The organism is uncultured Nocardioides sp., assembly GCF_947489365.1.
GTDB lineage: Bacteria > Actinomycetota > Actinomycetes > Propionibacteriales > Nocardioidaceae > Nocardioides.
The window spans coordinates 14206-33954 of the sequence record NZ_CANLDB010000010.1 but is presented as its reverse complement, the minus strand read 5'-3'; the positions used below and the strand labels follow the sequence as shown (position 1 = coordinate 33954).

Annotated in this window: 13 protein-coding genes; 8 read left to right on the top strand and 5 right to left on the bottom strand. The window is 67.9% G+C overall.

Annotated elements, in window-relative coordinates; translation table 11 throughout:
* The first annotated feature begins 4 nt into the window (after nt 1-4).
* The 4 genes from Q0858_RS20295 to Q0858_RS20280 are packed head-to-tail and all read left to right on the top strand — an operon-like array spanning nt 5 to nt 4776.
* Nucleotides 5-1189 (top strand): oligosaccharide flippase family protein, encoded by a 1185-nt coding sequence (locus tag Q0858_RS20295; protein ID WP_299058182.1) that lies wholly within the window; start codon nt 5-7, stop codon nt 1187-1189.
* Between the two features lie 2 nt (nt 1190-1191).
* On the top strand, nt 1192-2328 hold the full coding sequence (locus Q0858_RS20290; protein ID WP_299058181.1) for a glycosyltransferase family 4 protein: 1137 nt from the start codon (nt 1192-1194) through the stop codon (nt 2326-2328).
* Nucleotides 2325-3554 (top strand): glycosyltransferase, encoded by a 1230-nt coding sequence (locus tag Q0858_RS20285; protein WP_299058180.1) that lies wholly within the window; start codon nt 2325-2327, stop codon nt 3552-3554. The genes Q0858_RS20290 and Q0858_RS20285 overlap by 4 nt, the downstream gene beginning before the upstream one ends.
* Nucleotide 3555: 1 nt before the next feature.
* A complete protein-coding gene (locus tag Q0858_RS20280) occupies nt 3556-4776 on the top strand; it encodes a glycosyltransferase family 4 protein (protein WP_299058179.1) in 1221 nt (406 codons plus the stop codon).
* Here Q0858_RS20280 and Q0858_RS20275 read toward each other — a convergent pair.
* Both Q0858_RS20275 and Q0858_RS21565 read right to left on the bottom strand, forming a co-directional pair.
* The gene (locus tag Q0858_RS20275; protein ID WP_299058178.1) at nt 4773-5609 is read right to left on the bottom strand and encodes an FkbM family methyltransferase; all 837 of its coding nucleotides are present in this window, start codon (nt 5607-5609) and stop codon (nt 4773-4775) included. The two genes, Q0858_RS20280 and Q0858_RS20275, sit on opposite strands and share 4 nt — an antisense overlap.
* A 1007-nt stretch (nt 5610-6616) precedes the next feature.
* Nucleotides 6617-6922: a transposase gene (locus tag Q0858_RS21565; protein WP_366916034.1), complete on the bottom strand. Its 306-nt coding sequence runs from the start codon at nt 6920-6922 to the stop codon at nt 6617-6619.
* A 271-nt stretch (nt 6923-7193) separates the two neighbouring features.
* Here Q0858_RS21565 and Q0858_RS20270 point away from each other — a divergent pair, with 271 nt between their 5' ends.
* Both Q0858_RS20270 and Q0858_RS20265 read left to right on the top strand, forming a co-directional pair.
* Entirely contained in the window at nt 7194-8327 is a 1134-nt protein-coding gene (locus tag Q0858_RS20270) for an acyltransferase (protein WP_299058177.1), read from the top strand.
* Between the two features lie 13 nt (nt 8328-8340).
* Nucleotides 8341-8940 (top strand): acyltransferase, encoded by a 600-nt coding sequence (locus tag Q0858_RS20265; protein ID WP_299058239.1) that lies wholly within the window; start codon nt 8341-8343, stop codon nt 8938-8940.
* Between the two features lie 270 nt (nt 8941-9210).
* Here Q0858_RS20265 and Q0858_RS20260 read toward each other — a convergent pair whose 3' ends face one another.
* Nucleotides 9211-10290 (bottom strand): hypothetical protein, encoded by a 1080-nt coding sequence (locus Q0858_RS20260; RefSeq protein WP_299058176.1) that lies wholly within the window; start codon nt 10288-10290, stop codon nt 9211-9213.
* Here Q0858_RS20260 and Q0858_RS20255 point away from each other — a divergent pair.
* The gene (locus Q0858_RS20255) at nt 10263-14672 is read left to right on the top strand and encodes a S8 family serine peptidase (protein WP_299058175.1); all 4410 of its coding nucleotides are present in this window, start codon (nt 10263-10265) and stop codon (nt 14670-14672) included. The two genes, Q0858_RS20260 and Q0858_RS20255, sit on opposite strands and share 28 nt — an antisense overlap.
* 224 nt (nt 14673-14896) lie before the next feature.
* Nucleotides 14897-17413: a S8 family serine peptidase gene (locus Q0858_RS20250; protein WP_299058174.1), complete on the top strand. Its 2517-nt coding sequence runs from the start codon at nt 14897-14899 to the stop codon at nt 17411-17413.
* 71 nt (nt 17414-17484) lie between these two features.
* Here the strand turns inward: Q0858_RS20250 and Q0858_RS20245 are convergent, their stop codons facing one another.
* Complete coding sequence (locus tag Q0858_RS20245; protein WP_299058173.1) at nt 17485-18783, bottom strand: GTP-binding protein; 1299 nt, start codon at nt 18781-18783, stop codon at nt 17485-17487.
* Complete coding sequence (cysD, locus tag Q0858_RS20240; RefSeq protein ID WP_299058172.1) at nt 18783-19697, bottom strand: sulfate adenylyltransferase subunit CysD; 915 nt, start codon at nt 19695-19697, stop codon at nt 18783-18785. Before cysD ends, Q0858_RS20245 begins: the two co-directional genes overlap by 1 nt.
* Nucleotides 19698-19749: the final 52 nt, after the last annotated feature.

Sequence of the window (19749 nt, the reverse complement as noted above, 5' to 3'; positions counted from 1 at the left end):
GAGCATGGCCATCGTGATGGCGGGCCTCGTCGGCGGCGTGGTCATTGCCAGGCTTCTCGCGCCGGAGGGTCGCGGACAGCTTCTCGCCCTCTCGATGTGGGCACTCCTCATCGCGGCCCTGTCCACACTGGGCCTGGAGGAGGCCGTCATCCAGAAGGCAGAGGGGGACCTCGGTCGTGCTCGCGCGCTGGTGCGATCGCTCCGCACATCACTCGTCGTCCAGAGTGCGCTTGGGGCCAGTGCGACCTGTGCCATCACCTTCTTGCTGAGCGCCGAGTTCGATTGGCTCCCGCGCGTGATGATCGTGGTGGCGCTTGGATCACTGCCGCCCCTGAGTGTTCTGATCCAGATGACGATGGTCCCGGTGCGGGCAGCGCAGGACTTCGGTCGTTGGAACGCCATCAGGTTGACACCCGCGCTTGGCTACCTCGTTGCGATCGCCGGACTGGCCCTGGCGTCCGAGCTAAGTGTGCTGACCGCGGTGGTAGGCCTCCTGGGGGCGAACCTGCTGACGGTCCTCGTCGCTCGGCTCGTGACGCCGGCCCCGGACGCAGCTGGTGCTGGTGGTTCGGACGTTGATCCAGCGGTGATGCGTCGATACGGGCGCTTACTCGTCGCCGCCAATCTCCCCAACATGGCCAACCAGCGTCTCGATCAACTCGTGATGGGTGCCGTTGCAGCCCCCGCGATGCTGGGGATCTACAGCGTCGCCGCCTCGGTGGTCTCCGTGATCATGCTGGTCGGGACGTCGATCGAGCAGATCCTCTTCCCGCGCTTCGCGGCGGGCTCCCTCAGCCGCAAGCAGATCGTTCGTGCATGTATCGCCTCGACCGCAGCAACATCGCTGCTGGCCCTGGGGATCGGCTTGACAGCGAGCCCCGTCATCTCCGCGATCTACGGCCGTGAGTTCGCGGCAGCCACGAAGCCGCTGTGGTTGCTGCTGCCGGGTGCAGTGGCGTTGGTCGCTGCTGCAGCCTTCACCGCGGAGGCAAAGGGCGAGGGAAGGGTGGCCTCACTGGCGGCGGCGCAACTGGTCGGTGCCGCCCTGACCGTGGTCTTGGTGGTGCCAGCAATTCTGTACGCAGGGATGCTGGGTGCAGCGATCGTCTCCACCACGGCTTACGTCGCTGTTCTCTGTTCCCTCCTGTTATTGCGTCGCCATCGCGGCGGAGAGGTTCGGTCGGACTGACCATGGCATCGGATAGTTCCGGAAGGATCGCTCTTGCGACGGCGAACCTGACAATCCCTGAGAAGCGATTCGTGCTCGCGCACAGATCAAATCTTGCGCGCCATCATCAGGTCAGGACATTCACGTACGCTCTTCGGGCAGCGGAACCGCCACGGACCCTGGGTGTCCATCGGCCGTTCTCCGCGGTTCCGCTGCCCTTCAGCGTGCGGCGGCGTGCGTATCGCCTGACGCGACGTCGACTCAGTCAATCAGTGCGGCAGTGGCACCCTGATGTCGTTCACCTTCACTTCATGGCACTGGGTGGTTTCGCCGCGGACGCAGCGCGCTCAGGGTCTGTCCCGCTGGTCACCACGGTCCACGCGCAGGAGCCCATCCTGGTCGGGACGGGGCGGTCGGCCCGAGAGCGCTGGCTTGCCGATGACTGTCATCGCGTGGTGGACGACAGCAGCATGTTTCTTGCCGTTAGCAACTACATAGGAGCGTGGCTGGAGTCGGTGGGTGTCTCCCGCGATCGGATACGGACCCACTACCTCGGTATCGACACTGAATACTGGTCGACGTCGACAAGTTCGTCATCCCGACTCTCGGCCCGGCACATCGTCTTTGTCGGGCATCTGACGGAGTTGAAGGGCGTCAGAGACGCCGTCGAAGCATCGATAAGTCTGCAGCACGACGTGCCGCATCGACTGAGTGTCGTCGGTCGAGGCCCGTTGCTGGCGGAGCTGCAGGAGCGCACGCGGTCTCAAGACCACATCAACCTCGAAGGGTCCCTGGAACGGGATCAGGTCAGAGCAATGCTGGCGACGGCGACCTGCTTGGTGCTGCCGACCCAAACAGTGGCCGGCATTTCTGACGCAGCTCCGACGGTCCTGATGGAAGCGCAGGCGATGGGTGTGCCCGTGGTCTCGTATGACGTCGGCGGGACGGTCGAGATGGTTCCCCCCTCCTACGAGCACCTCGTGACCGAGAAGATGGTCGACGAACTATCCCAGACATTGGGGATGGTGCTCAACCTGAGCGAATCGGACTACAACGCTCTGTCACGAGGAGTCTCGACTTGGATTCGCCAGCACCGGTCGACCGAGGGCCAAGCTGTGATGTTGCCTGAGATCTATCGTCAGGCAGGCGCGGTGCTGTGAAGGTGCTATACCTGGCCGACCTGCGAAGCCCAATTGCCCGCGCGTGGGTCACCATGGCCGTCGACGCAGGCATCGACGTCGTCGCCGTTTCCAGCCGCCCCGGATATCGCAGCCTGGGCGTCGAGACGTTCACGGCACCGCTCGGGCTGGAAGCCCTCGCGCAGCTCGGGCTCGCTCGTGTTCGTGGCCGAGGCCAGAGAGGTTCTGCCGGGATGCAGACCACTGAGGTGAACAGCGACAGGGGACGGGGCCGCGGGTCTCTCAATCGGCTGCGAGGACTGAATCCGCTTGTCGCTCGGGCAGGCAGTCCGTATCTCTCGTCGATCGTCAGAGCCCAGGCGCCCGACGTCGTGCACGCGTTGAGGATCCCGCTCGAAGCGATGGCAATGGCCCGTACGAGGACCGGTGTTCCGATGGTCGCCTCCGTCTGGGGGAACGACTTCACCCTCCATGCGAACCGGAGCGTCGTGTTCAGGAGAGCGACGCGCCACGCGATGACGCGGGTTGATGGCCTCCACGCCGACTGTCGACGCGACATCCGGCTGGCGGAGGCCTGGGGGTTCGACGGCGATCTGCCCACGCTGGTCGCGCCCGGTTCGGGTGGCCTGCCGACCGTGGTGGACCCGGACGTGACGGGGGTGGGCCTGCGTCGTGAGCTCGGCATTCCAAATGATGCGGTCGTGGTCGTGAACCCACGTGGGGTTCGTGAGTACGTGCGGATTCCGCAGTTCCTGGAAGGCCTCGAGCGGGTGATGGGAGCCGAGCCGAACGTCCACGCAATCCTGGTGGGGCTGCAAGGCCACGCACCCGCACGCGAAGCCATTGAGCGGATGGCCCATGGGGGAAGAATTCACCTGCTGCAAGCCCTTGAACCGAGGCGGATGGAGGAACTCTTCGCAGCCAGTGACGTCTCGGTGTCGCTGACCACCCACGACGGGACCCCTAACACGCTGCTCGAGGCGATGCGCGCGGGCACTTTCCCTGTGGTCAGTGGCTTGGAGTCAATTCGCGAGTGGATCACGCCCGGAGCGAACGGCTTGATGGCGGACAGTGAGGATGTCGAGCAGATCGCAGCGGCGCTGCTGCGTGCTGTGCGGAGTCCGCTCTTGAGGGCGCAAGCCGCCACTGTCAACAAGCAGTTGGTCCGGGAGCGGGCCGATATCGAGGCCACCAAGAAGCAACTCGTGCCCTTTTATGAGACCGTCTGCCGGAGAAGGATGGGATGACATGGGCAACTCTGGAAATACGGCCCCGTTGAACTTCAGCTGCGTCTTCCGTGGGTCGAGGGACCATTACGAGGTTCCAGCGGCGTTTGCCGAGATGGGCCGACTCGACTCATTGGTTACGGATTTCTACCGACCTGAGTTCCTTGACTCTTGGCTCGTGCCTTCCAGGGCCCGCAGCAAGCTGTTACGTCGCTCGCACGAACAGATCCCCAGCAAGGATGTCATCAGGATCCACTGGGCGTCACTGCCGCTTCACAAGCCATTTTTCGATCGGTGGGATTACGACGCGGCGATAGGTCGAGCGGCCGCTCGGAAGGTGATCGGGCCAGCCGTTGTCTACAGCTACTACTGGCGGGGATTCCAGCAGATCCATGAGCGAGCGGGCAGGAGTTCCCCGGCGTTCGTGTTCCAGGTTCACCCCGTCGCGCGCCAGGTCCGGTCGATTCTGAAGGCTGATCGGGAGCGATCGGGAATCGACGCGGGAATGGAGGGCGAGGAGAGGTTCTCGGTTCACGACCTCGAAACCGAGGAGGCGTCGCTGAAGAAGGCAGACGGATTCCTGGTTGCCTCTCAGTTCACGAAGCGAGGACTTCAGGATCTGGGAGTCGACAGTGAGCGTGTGCGGCAAGCCGTCTACGGATCAGACCGAATCGCGACGGCACCTAGGCGATCATCCTGGCAGTCGCGGTCGACCGGCCGGCCCTTGAGATTGCTGTGGATAGGTCAACTCGCCTATCGGAAAGGCCCGCACTGGCTCTTCGAGGCGGCACGTCGACTCAGCGGCCTTGTTGAATTAACCATCGTAAGCAGATCGGAAGTCCCAACATGGCTTCAACCCTTGCCCGACAACGTGTCTCTCATGCGGGTGGAAGCAGGGGCGATGGACCGCGTTTTCGCCAGTCACGACGCCTTCGTGATGCCCTCGTTGGTCGAGGGCTTCGGACTCGTCTACGCGGAGGCGCTTCGCGCCGGACTTCCGATCATCGCCACCGCGAACTCCGGTGCCCCCGACATCGCTCAGGACGGCGAGAACGCGATCTTTGTGGAGGCCGGTGACCTAGAGGGCCTCGTGACCAGTCTGAGCGAGCTCGCCGAGTCACGTGAACTCTTGAGTCACCTGCGCCGTGGGGCCCGGGACCGGAGACTGCCGACCTGGGCCGAATTTCGTCAGCAGGTCCGCAATGGCGCTGACCTGCTAGCTGGCTCGGGGGGATGGGGTTAGGTCGAGCAAGAGCGGTTCGTCGCGAAGACGTAGTCACGGGCCCAGTCGTGACGATCGTCGTCGAAGGTTTTGATGCTGAAGCGCTCGTCCTTGAGCAGCTCCTTGACTTGCGCCTTTGTGCGGTAGCTGTTGTCACCGGTCTGATCCGCCAGGAAATCGTGGCAACTGACCGCCATGTGGCGTACCTGACCGATGTGACGTCCTAGTCCCAGCAGCGCGGACAACTCCGCACCCTCGATGTTCATCTTGAGAAAGTCGACGTGCTCGACCTCGACCTTCTCGAACACGTGCGCCAACGGGACGCCCTCCACGCTCAGTGGTCCTGATCCAACGCGATTGACGTGGTTCTGGTCAGCCCCGACGTCGGTGAACGAGACCGCGCCGACGGTCTCTGTCGCGGCGGCATTGTGCAATCGCACATGACGCAGGTTGTTGAGATCAACTGCGCGCTTGAGCAGCGTGAAGGTGGCTGGGTGTGCCTCGAGCGCTACCACAAGACCTGTCGCTCCGACAGCATGTGCGAACGGAATGGTCTCGGTCCCGACGCCAGCGCCGACGTCCATCACCACATCTCCGCGCTTGAGATCGTAGTCTCGGAGAAAAGCGTGTTGAGTAAAGTTTCGGATGCCCACGATGCCCGGGCCGCGCGGCTCCGCAAGAACTTGCGTCTCGCCATCTGCCTCGTGGATCCAGCCGCCTGACTGAAGGTCGAACTGCACGCGTGTCGATGGTTCGCCCATTCGTCGAAGTTCAAACGCTCGCGAGAACGATAGTAGGCGTCGGCCAGAGGGCAGAGCGACGGCGGCTTCAAAGGCGCGGCGTCGTGTGGTCATGAAGGCAATGATAGAGCCGGTGTCAATCGAGTATTCCGACACGGCCAGTCGATGGTGGGATTAGGCCCGCTGAGACGTCCGACCGCAAAGAAGCCTAGTGTCAATTTGAATCGCCCCGGCGTTCATGGAGGCTTGATTTCGTTTGATCAGCCCGAGCCTGGGCAGGTGTCTTAGGGTAGTGAACTGGGCCGACTGGGGCCTGGTGGTTGGTGTCGATCTCGGCGGGTCGGACGAGGCCGATCTCGCCGTGAAGGCGCCTCTGTGGGGAACCAGTCGATCTACTCGGCAACGGCAATCCTCGCGCCGCCGACTGACCTCCAGCCTCTGTGGGATGCCATGACCGGTGGTGGATGCACTCGGCGTCGAACAGCGAGTTGAGCTCCTCGGTCGTAGCGCTGTCGTGGGAGATTCGGCTAAATCCGACGGATTAAAGGCCTCAGCTTCGGCGAGCCGCTCGGTGCAGCCAATCGCTCGATCCTGGACTCCGCGGTCACTGTGATGAACCAAACCGGTGACGTCGGGGCCGGCGCGCTGCGGGCCCGCAGCCCCATGTCGAGGGTGTCCCAGGCGAGATGCGTGCGCAGGCTGGTGGAGGCCGCCCAGCCTACGATTATCCGGTTGAAGACAACGAGGACGAACGCGACGTAGGTCCAGCCGGCACGGGCGCGGAACGTAGGGTCAAGTCGGCCACACACAGCTAGTTCGATGCGGTCGCCGCGAGCTTCCGGGCGACCAGGTCCTCTAGCCGTTCGGTCTCGGCGCCGTCGCCCATGGTGGTCTCGCGGGTCCGCTCCCGCGCGATCCCACGCAGCCCCTCGACACGCACTTGCCGCTCGATCGTGCAGCGCGCGGCCCCGAATGCCCTGGCGGTTGAGCTCAGGATGGACCGTCCGGGGCGCCGTAGACATCCGGGGTTAGCTTGGGGGCGAGAACTGGATCTCGTGGCGATCAGTTCGGCGTCGCGCACCGCGCGTGGCGAGGATCGACTGGTCATGGCGGCGCAGTAGCTACTCAGGGCGATCGTGACGACGGCGTGCTTGATTACGGCTCAGATCGGCCTTACCCGACCTCGCGCCCATCGACCACATCGTGGCGATGGGCGTCGAGGTAGGCGACAACCCGCGGGTCGGGCGCTCAAGCTTGGCCGCGAAGAAAGCCGAGGCCGTCTTGAAGATGTGGTTGGCCCGCCGCAACTTGCGGACCTCATGCTCGAGCTCGGCCAGCCTCTGTGCGTCACTCACGGTCCTACCCGGCCGCATACCACCGTCCACCTCGGCCTGCCGGACCCAACTGCGCAACTTCTTGGGATGGATCCCCCAGTTTCAAGGCCGCCCGAGCGGTCGGTCCCCGCTTCGTCGCCGGATCGGCGCGCAGCCTTACCGCCATCCGAGAGGCTCGCTCACGCAACTCGTCACGGTACTTCCAGGTGCTTCCATGACCCTGACCCTCCGTCGGTTGGGAGCCTCCACCAGTCCCGGGGCGATTCGGACAGCGCAGAAGCCGCACTAGTGGCATGGGGCGATGTGGGGCGGCTTGCAGAGGTGCAGGTGGCTATCTGGGTGCGGCCCGACATAGGTTGCTCCGGTGACATGGGGACGGTCGCTAGGCAATGGCGCGCAAGCTGGCACAAGACAGCAAGCTGGCACAAGACAGGTTGTAGGTCCGACGGACGCTAGCCGTCCGCCGGCCTTGGATCTTCTGACTTCGCTGCGGCTGTTCGCGGCCCTCTACGTGCTTCTGCTCCACGCTGGGTCGTCAGTCGTTGTGGGCGCGGGTGCGCCCGAACCGGTCGTGAACTTCCTGCGGGGCGGTCAGCTCGGCGTGAGTTTCTTCTTCATCTTGTCGGGGTTCATCCTCACCTATACTTATTCCCGCACCCGGTGGGACCAGCGCACTCTGACCGACTTCGGCGTTGGCCGCGTGGCGCGCATTGTACCGGTCTACTACCTCTCGCTGCTGATTGCGCTGCCGCTGTTCCTGCCGTCCGCGAGCTTGGAGTGGGCGGCAGGGAGCCTGTTGCTGGTGCAGTCTTGGCTGCCGACCGCTATGTTCGGGGGGACGCCGTGGAATGGCCTCGCATGGTCGCTGTCGGTAGAGGCGCTGTTCTACTTGCTCTTCCCCGCCCTGGTGCTGGTCACCCGACGCCTAGGGCCGAAAGCGCTGGGCGTCGCGCTCGTCGTGACCTGGATGCTTATGGTCGGCCTGCGTCTGCCGAGAACCTTTCCCGAACCCGGCGTTATCGAGTTTGTGCATCCGGCGCTCGAACTGGTCCCGTTCGCGCTGCTGCGTGTGCCTGAGTTCATCAGCGGGATGCTGCTGGCACATCTGTACTTCTGCCGCGCTTGGCGTTTTGGCAACGGTGTTTTGCTGGGTACCGCCGCTGCGACTGTCGTCGTGCTGGCAGCAACCGACAACGAGTTCGTCCGCGCTTCCGCCGCAGTCCTGTTTGGGCTAGTCATCTTCGTCGCCGCATCCAGCGAGGGCTCAGTCACGCGCCTCCTGGGCTCGCGGGCGTTCGTCCTCCTCGGCGGCGCCAGCTACGGCATCTACATCTTTCAGGGCGCGATCTACGCCTGGCTCGACCGACTCTTCGACGGCGGTCTAGTCGGGGACCTGTTGGTGTGGCCCACCGTCATCGGATTCTCGGTCCTCGTCTTTCAGAAGTACGAGGAGCCACTGCGGCGGCAGATCCGCTCCGCCTACCGCAAGCGACACTGACCCGCGAGTGAACATGCCTGAGACAGGCTGGCGGCTGCGACAGCAACCCGCGCTGCAAGGGCTCTGCGGCATTACGGTGCTTGCAGTCTCCGCGTTCCACCTCGGGCGACTTCACGGTGGCTGGCTCGGCGTCGAGCTCTTCTTCGTTCTCTCCGGGTTCCTCATCACTGCGCTACTATTGACGGAAGTCGAGCGCGGGACGGTGAGCCTGCGGTCCTTCTATTGGCGCCGGGTCAGTCCTCTCGCACCTGCACTGACTCTCACCGTTCTCGTGTGCACGGCGTTCGCGTTCCTGACCGACACGGCCCAAGCAAAGACCGCCACCGGGGCTGTGCTGTCCCTGGCCTACATCGCCAACTGGGGCAGCGCCGTACTGGGGTTCGACTACGCGGCGATCCACCATGTCTGGTCCCTGACGATCGAGGAACAGTACTACCTCGTCTGGCCGATCATCGGCGTCCTCGCTGGCCGCAGGTGGGCGCGACCGGTGTCGCCGTCAGCGCGAGCGCAGGCTTTGGGGCGAGCGCGGTTGCCCGCTGGGCCTTGGTCAACGACTCAGGTGACTGGTGGAACCGCGTCTATTACGCCACAGACACCCGAGCGGCAGGCCTAATGGCCGGCGCTGCTACTGGTGCACTTCTGATCCGGTCGCACGGCCGGATCGGTGCCAAGATTTCAGGGTGGCTACCGATCGTGGTCGCCGCGTGCTTGGGAGCAGGGATGGTGCTAGCCACAAGCCGAGATCCGCTGGTCTGGCGGTATGGGGTGACGGCCTTCGACGTCGCCGCCGCGGTCCTGCTTCTCGGCCTCATCGACAGAGTGACCGTGCTGTCTAGGGTCACCTCAGTCCGGCCTGCCGTGTGGCTCGGCGACCTCGTACAGCCTATATCTCTGGCACTTTCCGGTCATCTTCTTCGCCAGCGAGATGGTCGCCCCCGTTCTTCCCCGGATGGCCATCCAGCTCGTGCTGCCGTTCGCGCTGGCCGCTGCCAGTTACAAGTTCGTCGAGCGACCGATCCGGGACCGGGTCCGGAGCAACATCGCGCAGCGTCCTGCAACGGAGGCAGCGGCCTGAGCGTCGTCGGGGCCGGGTGTCGATGGCCCGCCAACTCCGGCGCGGGCGGAGACGGCGGGGCTCGTTTTCCTGGATGTGGCCGTCGCTCCGGGGCGTGAGGCCCGCGCTGACGGTGACGCCGGTGGCCTCGTCGATGAGGATGAAGGAGCCGGTGGTGCGGTTCTTCGAGTAGGGGTCGGCGAGCAGCGGCACGGTGGTGCGCAGCTGGACGCGGCCGATCTCGTTGACCCCGAGCTCCTTGGTCTCCTGGTCACGGTGCAGCGTGTTGACGTCGAGGCGGTAGTGGATGTCCTTCACCAGGGCCCGGCCCGTGCGCGTCGTGTGCTTGATCGCGAGCTTCTGACGCGGCTTGAGCGGGGCGGTGGTCATCCAACGGACCATCGCGTCGATGTCCTGGCTGGGCTTCGGCGCGTTGTTGACCCGGGCGATCATGTCGCCGCGGGAGACGTCGACGTCGTCGGTAAGACGAACCGTGACCGACATCGGCGGGAAGGCCTCGGGGACCTCGGTGTCGAACAGGTCGATGCCCTCGATGGTCGAGGTCATGCCCGAGGGCAGGACGACGACCTCGTCGCCCGGCTTGAGGACGCCGTCGGCGACCTGGCCGCCGAAGCCGCGGTAGTCGTGGTGGGCGTCCGACTTCGGGCGCACGACGTACTGCACCGGGAAGCGGGCGTCGATCAGGTCGCGGTCGGAGGCGACGTGGACGTTCTCGAGGTGGTGCATGAACGGGGGACCCATGAGGTGGCCAAAGTTGAGTCGATCTTGAGCCAACATCGCGGGTTGATTGAGGTGCGGACGACCTAGATTCCCGCCCGTGTGCGTGCCCGTCGTGGGCGGCGTGACAGAGGGGGCACCACGTGACGCGTCGTCTGCGTTCCACCGCATCGGTCGGCCTGTTGGCCGGGATCCTGGGACTGGGGGCGGTGGCCGCTGTGCCCTCGGCCGTCGCGGCGCCGGACCCGGGGGAGACCCCCAGCCGGACCGGGATCAGCGGTGGGGAGGAGGCCTCCGCGCTCATCGACGCGACCGACCGGCGCAGCCTGAAGGCTGCCCGCTTGGCCGGGGCGGAGAAGATCGCTGACTACGGCACCTTCTCCCTGTGGCAGGCGACGGGCGACGAGCCGCTGACGGGCGTCAGCTCGGTCACTCCGCCGGGGGCGCTGACGAGCATCGGCCTGCGGGACCGCACCCTGGACACCTCCGAGAACGTCCCGGCGCCGTCGTACCTCGCAGCACCGAGCGTGACCGGCCAGCAGCTGCGGATCGTCCAGTTCGCCGGTCCGGCCACGCAGGCGTGGCTCGACGACGTGACGGCGACCGGCGCGGAGACCGTCAGCTTCCTCCCGACGAACGCCTACGTCGTGTGGGCAGACACCGACGCGGCGGCCGATCTCGACAAGCTCGTCCGCACGACCTCGTACGTGCAGTACAGCGGGCCCTACGACCCGGCGTACCGACTCGCGCCGGATCTGCTCACCGCCACCCGTCGGGGCGGCGATCAGACCGTCGACGTGACGGTGCAGGTCGTTCCCGAGGACGGCGCCAGCCTGCGGACGGTGCTCGCCGGTCGCGAGGTGGTGCGACCGGAGTTCGACGCGGCGGGGCTGCGCGCGGTCACCGTCTCTGCGACCAGGTCCGACCTCGACGATCTTGCCTCCCTCCCGGGGGTGTTCAACGTCGAGCCCTACGTCGCCCCCGAGATGGACGACGAGCGGCAGAACCAGCTGCTCGCCGGCAACGTCACCACCCAGAACGGGAAGACGGTCCCGACAGCCCCCGGCTACGAGCAGTGGCTCGAGAGTCGTGGGTTCCCGACCTCTCCGTCGAGCTACCCGCAGGTCGCCGTCGTCGACGGCGGTTTCGACACCGGCTCCGACACCCCTGTGCACCCCGACTTCGTCGGACCCGGGACGGGCGGCACGGACCGCCTGGCGACCAACGCCAACTGCACCACCGACGCCGCCGCCAACGACGTCGGCGGCCACGGCACCATCAACGCCGGGATCGTCGGCGGCTACAACACCGACACCGGGGCAGCCCACGAGGACGCCGACGGCTACCAGTACGGGCTGGGCGTCTCACCGTACGGCCGACTCTCCAGCGTCAAGATCTTCACCAACGCCGGGAACTACAGCATCAGCCGCTGCGGGTCGACGCCCGCCGGAGTGGTGCAGAACGCCTTCGCGGGCGGTGCCGACCTGACGACGAACTCGTGGGGCGCCCCGGTCAACGGCGCCTACAACGCCGACGCCCAGGCGTACGACGCGCTGACCCGCGACGCCAGTGCGTCGACCGCCGGGCTCCAGCAGATGCTGCACGTCTTCTCCGCCGGCAACGACGGGTCGGGCGCACGCACCATCGGCTCGCCCGGTACAGCCAAGAACGTGCTGACCGTCGGCGCGACCGAGAACGTCCGCGAGCAGGGCACGATCGACGGTTGCAACGAGGGCAACGGCGACAGCGACTCCGACCTGGCCACCTTCTCCTCCCGTGGGCCGACGACCGACCTCCGGATGAAGCCCGACGTGGTGGCAGCCGGAACCCACGTGGAGGGACCCGCGAGCCAGGATCCCGGCTTCGACGGCTCCGGGGTCTGTGCGATGCCCAGCGACCGGTACCGGCCCGCCGGACAGACCCGCTACACCTGGTCGAGTGGCACCAGCCACTCCACGCCCGCTGTCGCGGGTGCCGTCTCGCTGGCGCAGGAGTACTACGGGCGGACGCTGGACCCGGGGCGGACCGCGAGCCCCGCGATGCTCCGTGCGCTGATGGTCAACACGCCCCGCTACATCACCGGTGCGGGTGCCGGGGGCAACCTCCCCGCCGCCGGTCAGGGCTGGGGCGTCCCCGACCTCGGTGAGCTGACCGACACCTCTCTCTCCCGCGTGGTCCGGGACCAGGACGACAACGCCACCTTCGCGGCGGCAGGGGAGGCACAGACCTGGACCGGCCGGGTCTCCGACACCGGCCGACCCGTGCGCATCAGCCTGGCCTTCACGGACACGCCCGGGTCGACCACGGGCAACGCCTGGGTCAACGACCTCGACCTCGAGGTCACAGCCGGCGGTGCGACGTACCGCGGCAACGTGTTCAGCGGCGGCACCTCGACGACCGGTGGGACCGCCGACGCCCGCAACAACCTCGAGAACGTGTTCCTGCCCGCCGGCACGAGCGGACCGGTGAGCGTCAAGGTCGTGGCCCGTGGCATCAACGGCGACGGCGTCCCGGGCAACGGCGCAGCGCTCGACCAGGACTTCGCCCTCGTCGCGTCCAACCTGCGTGATCCGGTGGACCAGCCGTCCGCGCTCACCGGCGGTCTCGTCCTCGCCGACAGCGCGGACGCCGACACCGTCATGCTGCCCGGAGAGGTCGGTGCCGTCACGGCGTCCGTCAAGGCTGCGCCGGGGCCGGCCCTCCCGGCAGGTGCCGGAACCCTGACCGTGGTCTCGGGACCCGCGGTGGTGCGGCGAGGATCGTCGACCTACGACCCCATCTCGGGGGGGCAGACGGGGAGCAACGTCGAGCCCTACCGGGTCCAGGTGACGCGGGACGCCGGCTGCGGTGCCTTCGTCGTCCTACGGCACGTCTACACGGTGGACGGGCAGAGCGTGTCCGAGGACCTGCGCTTCCGGGTCGGAGGCGATCCTGCCGCTGGCGCCCCGACGACCTGGTCCGCGACGGACCTGCCGCAGTGGATCGTCGACAAGCAGACGATCACCTCCACCGTGTCCATCCCCTCGACGGAGACCGCCGGGCTGGCCTCGGCCCGCGTGCGCATGTCGATGACCCACACCTGGGACGCCGACCTGGCGGTCACGCTGGTCGCCCCCGACGGCACGCGAGTCCCACTGGTCACCAACCGTGGCGGCTCGGGCGACAACTTCACCGACACGGTCTTCGACGACGCGGCGGCAACCGCCATCGGTGCGGCATCCCCGCCCTTCACGGGGAGCTTCCGTCCCGAGCGTCCGCTGGCTGCCCTGGCCGACCTCCCCCTCGCCGGGGTCTGGCGCCTCGAGGTCAACGACAGGCAGGCCGGTGATGTCGGGTCGCTCGCCAGCTGGAGTCTCGAGACCCTCCCCGCCGTGTACAGCGCGTGCGAGCCGATCCGCGTGAACGGCGAGCTGGACCAGCCCCGGGACGCGTCCGAGAGGGCCGGCGCCAGCGCCGGCATCGCCGAGGTGCCGGTGACGCTGAGCGGACGCGACCCGGACGATCCCGTCAGCGTCACGTTCACCCCTTCCGACGGCACCGCGACGGCAGGGGAGGACTTCGTCGGGGACCCGGTGACCGTGACCTGGGGACCGGGCGACTCCGACCTGCAGGCCGCCGTCGTCCCGCTGATCGACGACGCCGCGATCGAGGAGTCCGAGACGTTCACCATCACCGCCAGCAGCGACGCCGTGCGCTTCCGTGACGGCGACTCCGTCGAGGTGACCGTTACCGACGACGACAGCGTGCCGAACGCGGTCGACAAGCCGACCGCGACGCGAGGTGACCGGCAGGCGACCGTCTCCTGGGAGCCCGCCGACGTCCTCGGGCAGGACGTGACCGGGTACACCGTCACGGCGTCGCCGGGCGGGGCCACCGCGTCCACCGCCGGCGGAGCGACCTCGGCGACCGTGACCGGGCTCGACAACGGCACGGCGTACACCTTCACCGTCGTGGCCACCAACGCGACGGGGGACTCCGCGCCTTCGGAGGCCTCCGACGCGGTGACGCCCGCGGGGGTCCCGGGGCGGGTCGGCCGACCCACCGCCGCGCGCGGTGACCGGAGCGCGAAGGTCACCTGGGCCGCTCCGGCGACCAACGGCGCGGAGATCACCGGGTACACGGTGACGGCGTCCCCGGGTGGCGCGAGCGTCACGGTCGGAGGATGGGCCACCCAGGCCGTCGTGCCGGGGCTGCGGAACGGGACGGCCTACCGCTTCAGGGTCGTGGCGACCAACGACGTGGGCAGCTCGACGGCCTCGCCGACGAGCGCTGCCGTGGTCCCGGCGGGCAGGCCGGAGCAGGTCGACAAGCCCACCGCCTCGGTGAGCGGACGCGACGTGACCCTGCGCTGGACGGCACCCGCGGCCAACGGGTCGCCGATCACGAGGTACGAGGTCACCACCGGCGACGTCACGAAGAAGGTGTCGGCCACGCCGACCAAGCTCGTCGTCCGCGGCCTCCGCCCCGGGAAGCACAGCTTCACCGTCGTGGCCGTCAACGCGATCGGACGCTCGGCCGGGAGCAAACCGGTCACGGTGACGGTGCGCCGCTAGGACGGCGCGCCCGGACCGCAGCCCCCGTCAGCGCCCGCGGTGGCGGGGGCTGCGGTCGTACGGCTCCGGGTCGAGACCGGTTCGGAGGTCGCCGAGGACCGGCACCTCGAGCGCGTCCTCACCGTCGGCCGCCTCCTCGTCGCCGGGCTCGAGGACGCGCCCGTCGGGACGTCACGGCAGAACTCGAGCGTGTCCGCCGGAGCCACAGGTCCGGCCATTTCGCCATGTCCATGTCGGAGCTGCCGTCGTACGATCCGACTCCGCGGACCGGATCACGAGGGAGCCAGGCCATGGCAGGTCGTCACCACCTCTCGGTCCGGATCGCGATGCCGACCGGCCTCCTCGCCCTGGCCGCCCTGGCGGCGAGTCCGGTCGCGGTAGCGGTGCCTGAGCCCGGTGCAGGCGCCGACCGGCCCAGTCGGGTCGGCATCAGCGCAGGCGACGAGCCGTCGGCCCTCATCGACGTCCGCGACCGACGCAGCCTGCGGGCGGCTCAGGCGGCCGGCGCCGAGGAGATCGCCGACTACGGTGCCTTCTCGCTCTGGCGGGCGGAGGACGACGGGCCGTTGACCGGGGTCCGCTCTCTCGCCGGCTCGACGCAGCTGGCGAGCATCGGACTGCGTGACCGCACGCTGGACACGTCCGAAAGCGTCCCGCCGCCGGCCTACCTCGCCGCACCGGTCAGCAGCGGGGACCAGCTGCGCCTGGTCCAGCTCGCCGGTCCCGCCACCCAGCCCTGGCTCGACGAGATCACGAGCACCGGCGCGCAGATCGTCGCCTACCTGCCGACCAACGCCTACATCGTCTGGGCGAGCGCCGCCGCGGCGGCAGACCTCGACGCGCTGGTCCGGACGACGCCGCACGTGCAGTACAGCGGGCCCTACGACCCGGCGTACCGCCTCTCACCCGACCTCGCCCCGCTCGCGCGCGGGGGAGGGGAGGAAACCGTCGACGTGACGGTGCAGGTCGTGCGGGGCGTCGATGCCTCGATGCGGAGCGTGCTGGCGGGCCGCACGGTCGTGCAGCCCGCCTTCGACGTGGCGGCGCTGCGGTCGGTGACCGTGACGACCTCGCGGTCGGACCTCGACGACATCGCGTCTTTGCCGGGGGTCTTCAACGTCGAGCCGTACCTCGCCCCTGAGCTCCAGGACGAGAGGCAGAGCCAGCTCCTGGCAGGCAACGTCGTCCTGCGAGAGGGCAAGACCGTGCCGAGGGCGCCCGGTTACCTCGCCTGGCTCCGCAACCGAGGCTTCCCGACCACCCCCTCGAGCTATCCCCAGGTCGCGGTGGTCGACAGCGGGATCGACACCGGTTCGGACACGCCGAGGCATCCCGACTTCGCCGGGCCGCGGTCGGGAAGCCCGGACCGGCTCGTCGTCAACGGCAACTGCACTGGCGATCCAGCCGCCCGGGACACGAGTGGTCACGGCACGATCGACGCGGGCATCGTCGGCGGTTACAACGTCAGGTCGGGCGCGGCGCACGAGGACCGGGCCGGCTACCAGTACGGGCTCGGTGTCTCCCCGTACGGTCGGCTTTCCGGGGTCAAGGTCTTCCGGTTCGATGGCCGCCACGATCGCAGCAGCTGCGGCGGTACGCCGGTGGGGGTCGTCGAACGGGCCTTCGCAGAGGGTGCCGATCTCACCACCAACTCGTGGGGGTCGAGCGATTACGGTGCGTACACCGCAAACGCGCAGGCGTACGACGCCCTGACGCGGGACGCCAGCATGCTCACGCCCGGGACGCAGGAGATGCTGCACGTCTTCTCGGCAGGCAACGACGGCGCCGGGGAGGACGGGGGCCTGTACACCGTCGGGTCGCCCGGCACGGCCAAGAACGTGCTCACCGTCGGAGCGACCGAGAACGTGCGCGAGCAGGGCCGGCTCGACGGCTGCGGGGTGAGATACGCAGACAACGACTCGGACATCGCCAAGTTCTCCTCCCTGGGCCCCACGCGCGACGGGCGCGCCAAGCCGGACGTGGTGGCGGCAGGCACCCACGTCCAGGGTCCGGCCAGTCAAGACCCCTCGTTCGACGGCGCCAGTGTCTGCGGGGCGCAAGACAACCGGTACCACCCGAGGGGCCAGACTCGGTACACCTGGTCCAGCGGCACCAGCCACGCCGCCCCCGCCGTCGCCGGTGCGGTGTCGCTGGCGCAGGAGTACTACGGGCGCGTGCTCGCGCCAGGACGCACCGCCAGCCCAGCCATGCTGCGCGCGCTGATGGTGAACACCCCGCGCTACCTCACCGGCGATGGCGCGGGCGGCACGCTGCCCGCAACCGGCCAGGGCTGGGGTGTGCCGAACCTCGGGCGGTTGACGGAGTCGTCACTGGCCCGGGTGGTGCGCGACCAGGCTGACAACGAGACGTTCACGGCGGCGGGCCAGGAGGAGTCGTGGTCCGGCCGGGTCGTCGACTCCACGCGACCCGTGCGGGTGAGCCTCGCCTTCACCGACGTCCCCGGCGCCACCACCGGCAACGCGTGGGTGAACGACCTCGACCTGGAGGTCATCGCGGGCGGCCAGACCTACCGCGGCAACGTGTTCAGCGGCAGCACCTCCGTCGCCGGCGGTGCCGCGGACCCCCGCAACAACCTCGAGAACGTGTTCCTACCGCCGGGTGTGAGCGGGCCGGTCACGGTGCGGGTGGTCGCTCGCGGTGTGAACGCCGATGGCGTGCCAGGGAACGACGAACCCCTGGACCAGGACTACGCGCTGGTGGCCTCGAACGTGCGTGGCTGAGCCCCGAGGGGTCAACGGCGACGGCCCGCCGTCCATGAGGACGACGGGCCGTGCGGGTGGTGACGGTGGGCTCAGGTGCCGGAGTTGATCATCCCGGCGCCGACGGTGACGCCGGTGGCCTCGTCGATGAGGATGAAGGAGCCGGTGGTGCGGTTCTTCGAGTAGGGGTCGGCGAGCAGCGGCACGGTGGTGCGCAGCTGGACGCGGCCGATCTCGTTGACCCCGAGCTCCTTGGTCTCCTGGTCACGGTGCAGCGTGTTGACGTCGAGGCGGTACTGGATGTCCTTGACCAGGGCCCGGCCCGTGCGCGTCGTGTGCTTGATCGCGAGCTTCTGACGCGGCTTCAGCGGGGCGGTGGTCATCCAGCAGACCATCGCGTCGATGTCCTGGCTGGGCTTCGGCGCGTTGTTGACCCGGGCGATCATGTCGCCGCGGGAGACGTCGACGTCGTCGGTGAGACGCACCGTGACCGACATCGGCGGGAAGGCCTCGGGGACCTCCTTGTCGAACAGGTCGATGCCCTCGATGGTCGAGGTCATGCCCGAGGGCAGGACGACGACCTCGTCGCCGGGCTTGAGGACGCCGCCGGCGACCTGGCCGCCGAAGCCGCGGTAGTCGTGGTGGGCGTCGGACTTCGGGCGCACGACGTACTGGACCGGGAAGCGGGCGTCGATCAGGTCGCGGTCGGAGGCGACGTGGACGTTCTCGAGGTGGTGCATGAGCGTGGGACCGGAGTACCAGCTCATGTTCTCGGAGCGGTTCACGACGTTGTCCCCCTGGAGCGCCGAGATCGGGATGACCTCGAGGTCCGGGATGTTCAGCTTCGTCGCGAACTGCGTGAACTCGTCGTGGATCCGCTGGTAGGTGGCCTGGTCGAAGTCGACGAGGTCCATCTTGTTGACGGCCAGCACGAGGTGCGGCACGCGGAGCAGCGACAGGATCACCGCGTGGCGGCGGGACTGCTCGGTGAGGCCCTGGCGGGCGTCGACGAGCACGAGGCCCAGGTCGGACGTCGAGGCGCCGGTGACCATGTTCCGCGTGTACTGCACGTGGCCCGGGGTGTCCGCGATGATGAACTTGCGCTGCGGGGTCGCGAAGTAGCGGTACGCCACGTCGATGGTGATGCCCTGCTCGCGCTCGGAGCGCAGACCGTCGGTCAGCAGCGCGAGGTCGGTGTAGTCGTAGCCCTTCGACGCGCTGGTGGCCTCGACGGCCTCCATCTGGTCGGAGAAGATCGACTTCGAGTCGAGCAGCAGGCGACCGATGAGGGTCGACTTGCCGTCGTCCACGGAGCCCGCGGTGGCGAACCGCAGCAGGTCCATGTTGGTGGCGGTGCTCTCGCCGGTGCTCTCCTGGCTGGCGGTGCTCATCAGAAGTAGCCCTCCTTCTTGCGGTCCTCCATGGCGGCCTCGGAGAACCGGTCGTCGCCACGGGTGGCGCCGCGCTCGGTGACCGTGGACATGGCGACCTCGGCGATGATCTCGGGGATCGTGCTGGCGGTCGACTCGACGCAGCCGGTCAGGGTCAGGTCGCCGACGGTGCGGAAGCGCACGGTGCGCTCCTCGACCGTCTCGCCGCCGCGGGTCGGGTTGAAGTCCGACTCCGACAGCAGCATGCCGTCGCGCAGGAACACGCGCCGCTGGTGGGAGTAGTAGATCGAGGGGATCTCGATGCCCTCGCGACCGATGTAGTCCCAGATGTCGAGCTCGGTCCAGTTGCTGATCGGGAAGATCCGCATGTGCTCGCCCTCGTGCAGACGCCCGTTGTAGAGGCTCCACAGCTCGGGGCGCTGCATCTTCGGGTCCCACTGGCCGAACTCGTCGCGGTGGGAGTAGACGCGCTCCTTGGCGCGGGCCTTCTCCTCGTCGCGGCGTCCACCACCGAAGGCGGCGGTGAAGCCCTCGGACTCGATGGCGTTCAGCAGCGTGCCGATCTGGAGGCGGTTGCGGCTCGTCTTGCCGTCGTCGACGACGACGCCGTCGGCGATGGCCTGCTCGACCGAGGCGACGATCAGGCGCACGCCCAACCGGTCGACCCAGGAGTCACGGCAGCTGAGCACCTCGGGGAAGTCGTAGCCGGTGTCGACCTGCAGCACCGGGAACGGGATCTTCGCCGGGTAGAAGGCCTTCTCCGCCAGACGGAGCATGACGATGGAGTCCTTGCCGCCGGAGAACATCAGCACCGGCTTCTCGAGCTCCGCCGCCACCTCCCGGAAGATGTGGATCGACTCCGCCTCCAGCTGGTCGAGCTGGCTCAGCCGGTAGTCGGCGTGGGTTTCAGGCATGGGTGTACGCAAGACCTCTCGTCGGGAGCAGCCCACATCGTAGCCACGGCCG

Bases quoted from the DNA above. Each gene is read 5' to 3' on its own strand.
- Q0858_RS20295 (WP_299058182.1), top strand. From the start codon at position 5: ATGGCCATCGTGATGGCGGGCCTCGTCGGCGGCGTGGTCATTGCCAGG.
- Q0858_RS20265 (WP_299058239.1), top strand. From the start codon at position 8,341: ATGCCTGAGACAGGCTGGCGGCTGCGACAGCAACCCGCGCTGCAAGGG.
- Q0858_RS20245 (WP_299058173.1), bottom strand. From the start codon at position 18,783: ATGAGCACCGCCAGCCAGGAGAGCACCGGCGAGAGCACCGCCACCAAC.
- Q0858_RS20280 (WP_299058179.1), top strand. From the start codon at position 3,556: ATGGGCAACTCTGGAAATACGGCCCCGTTGAACTTCAGCTGCGTCTTC.
- Q0858_RS20250 (WP_299058174.1), top strand. From the start codon at position 14,897: ATGTCCATGTCGGAGCTGCCGTCGTACGATCCGACTCCGCGGACCGGA.
- cysD (WP_299058172.1), bottom strand. From the start codon at position 19,697: ATGCCTGAAACCCACGCCGACTACCGGCTGAGCCAGCTCGACCAGCTG.
- Q0858_RS20260 (WP_299058176.1), bottom strand. From the start codon at position 10,290: ATGCGGTGGAACGCAGACGACGCGTCACGTGGTGCCCCCTCTGTCACG.
- Q0858_RS20275 (WP_299058178.1), bottom strand. From the start codon at position 5,609: ATGACCACACGACGCCGCGCCTTTGAAGCCGCCGTCGCTCTGCCCTCT.
- Q0858_RS20290 (WP_299058181.1), top strand. From the start codon at position 1,192: ATGGCATCGGATAGTTCCGGAAGGATCGCTCTTGCGACGGCGAACCTG.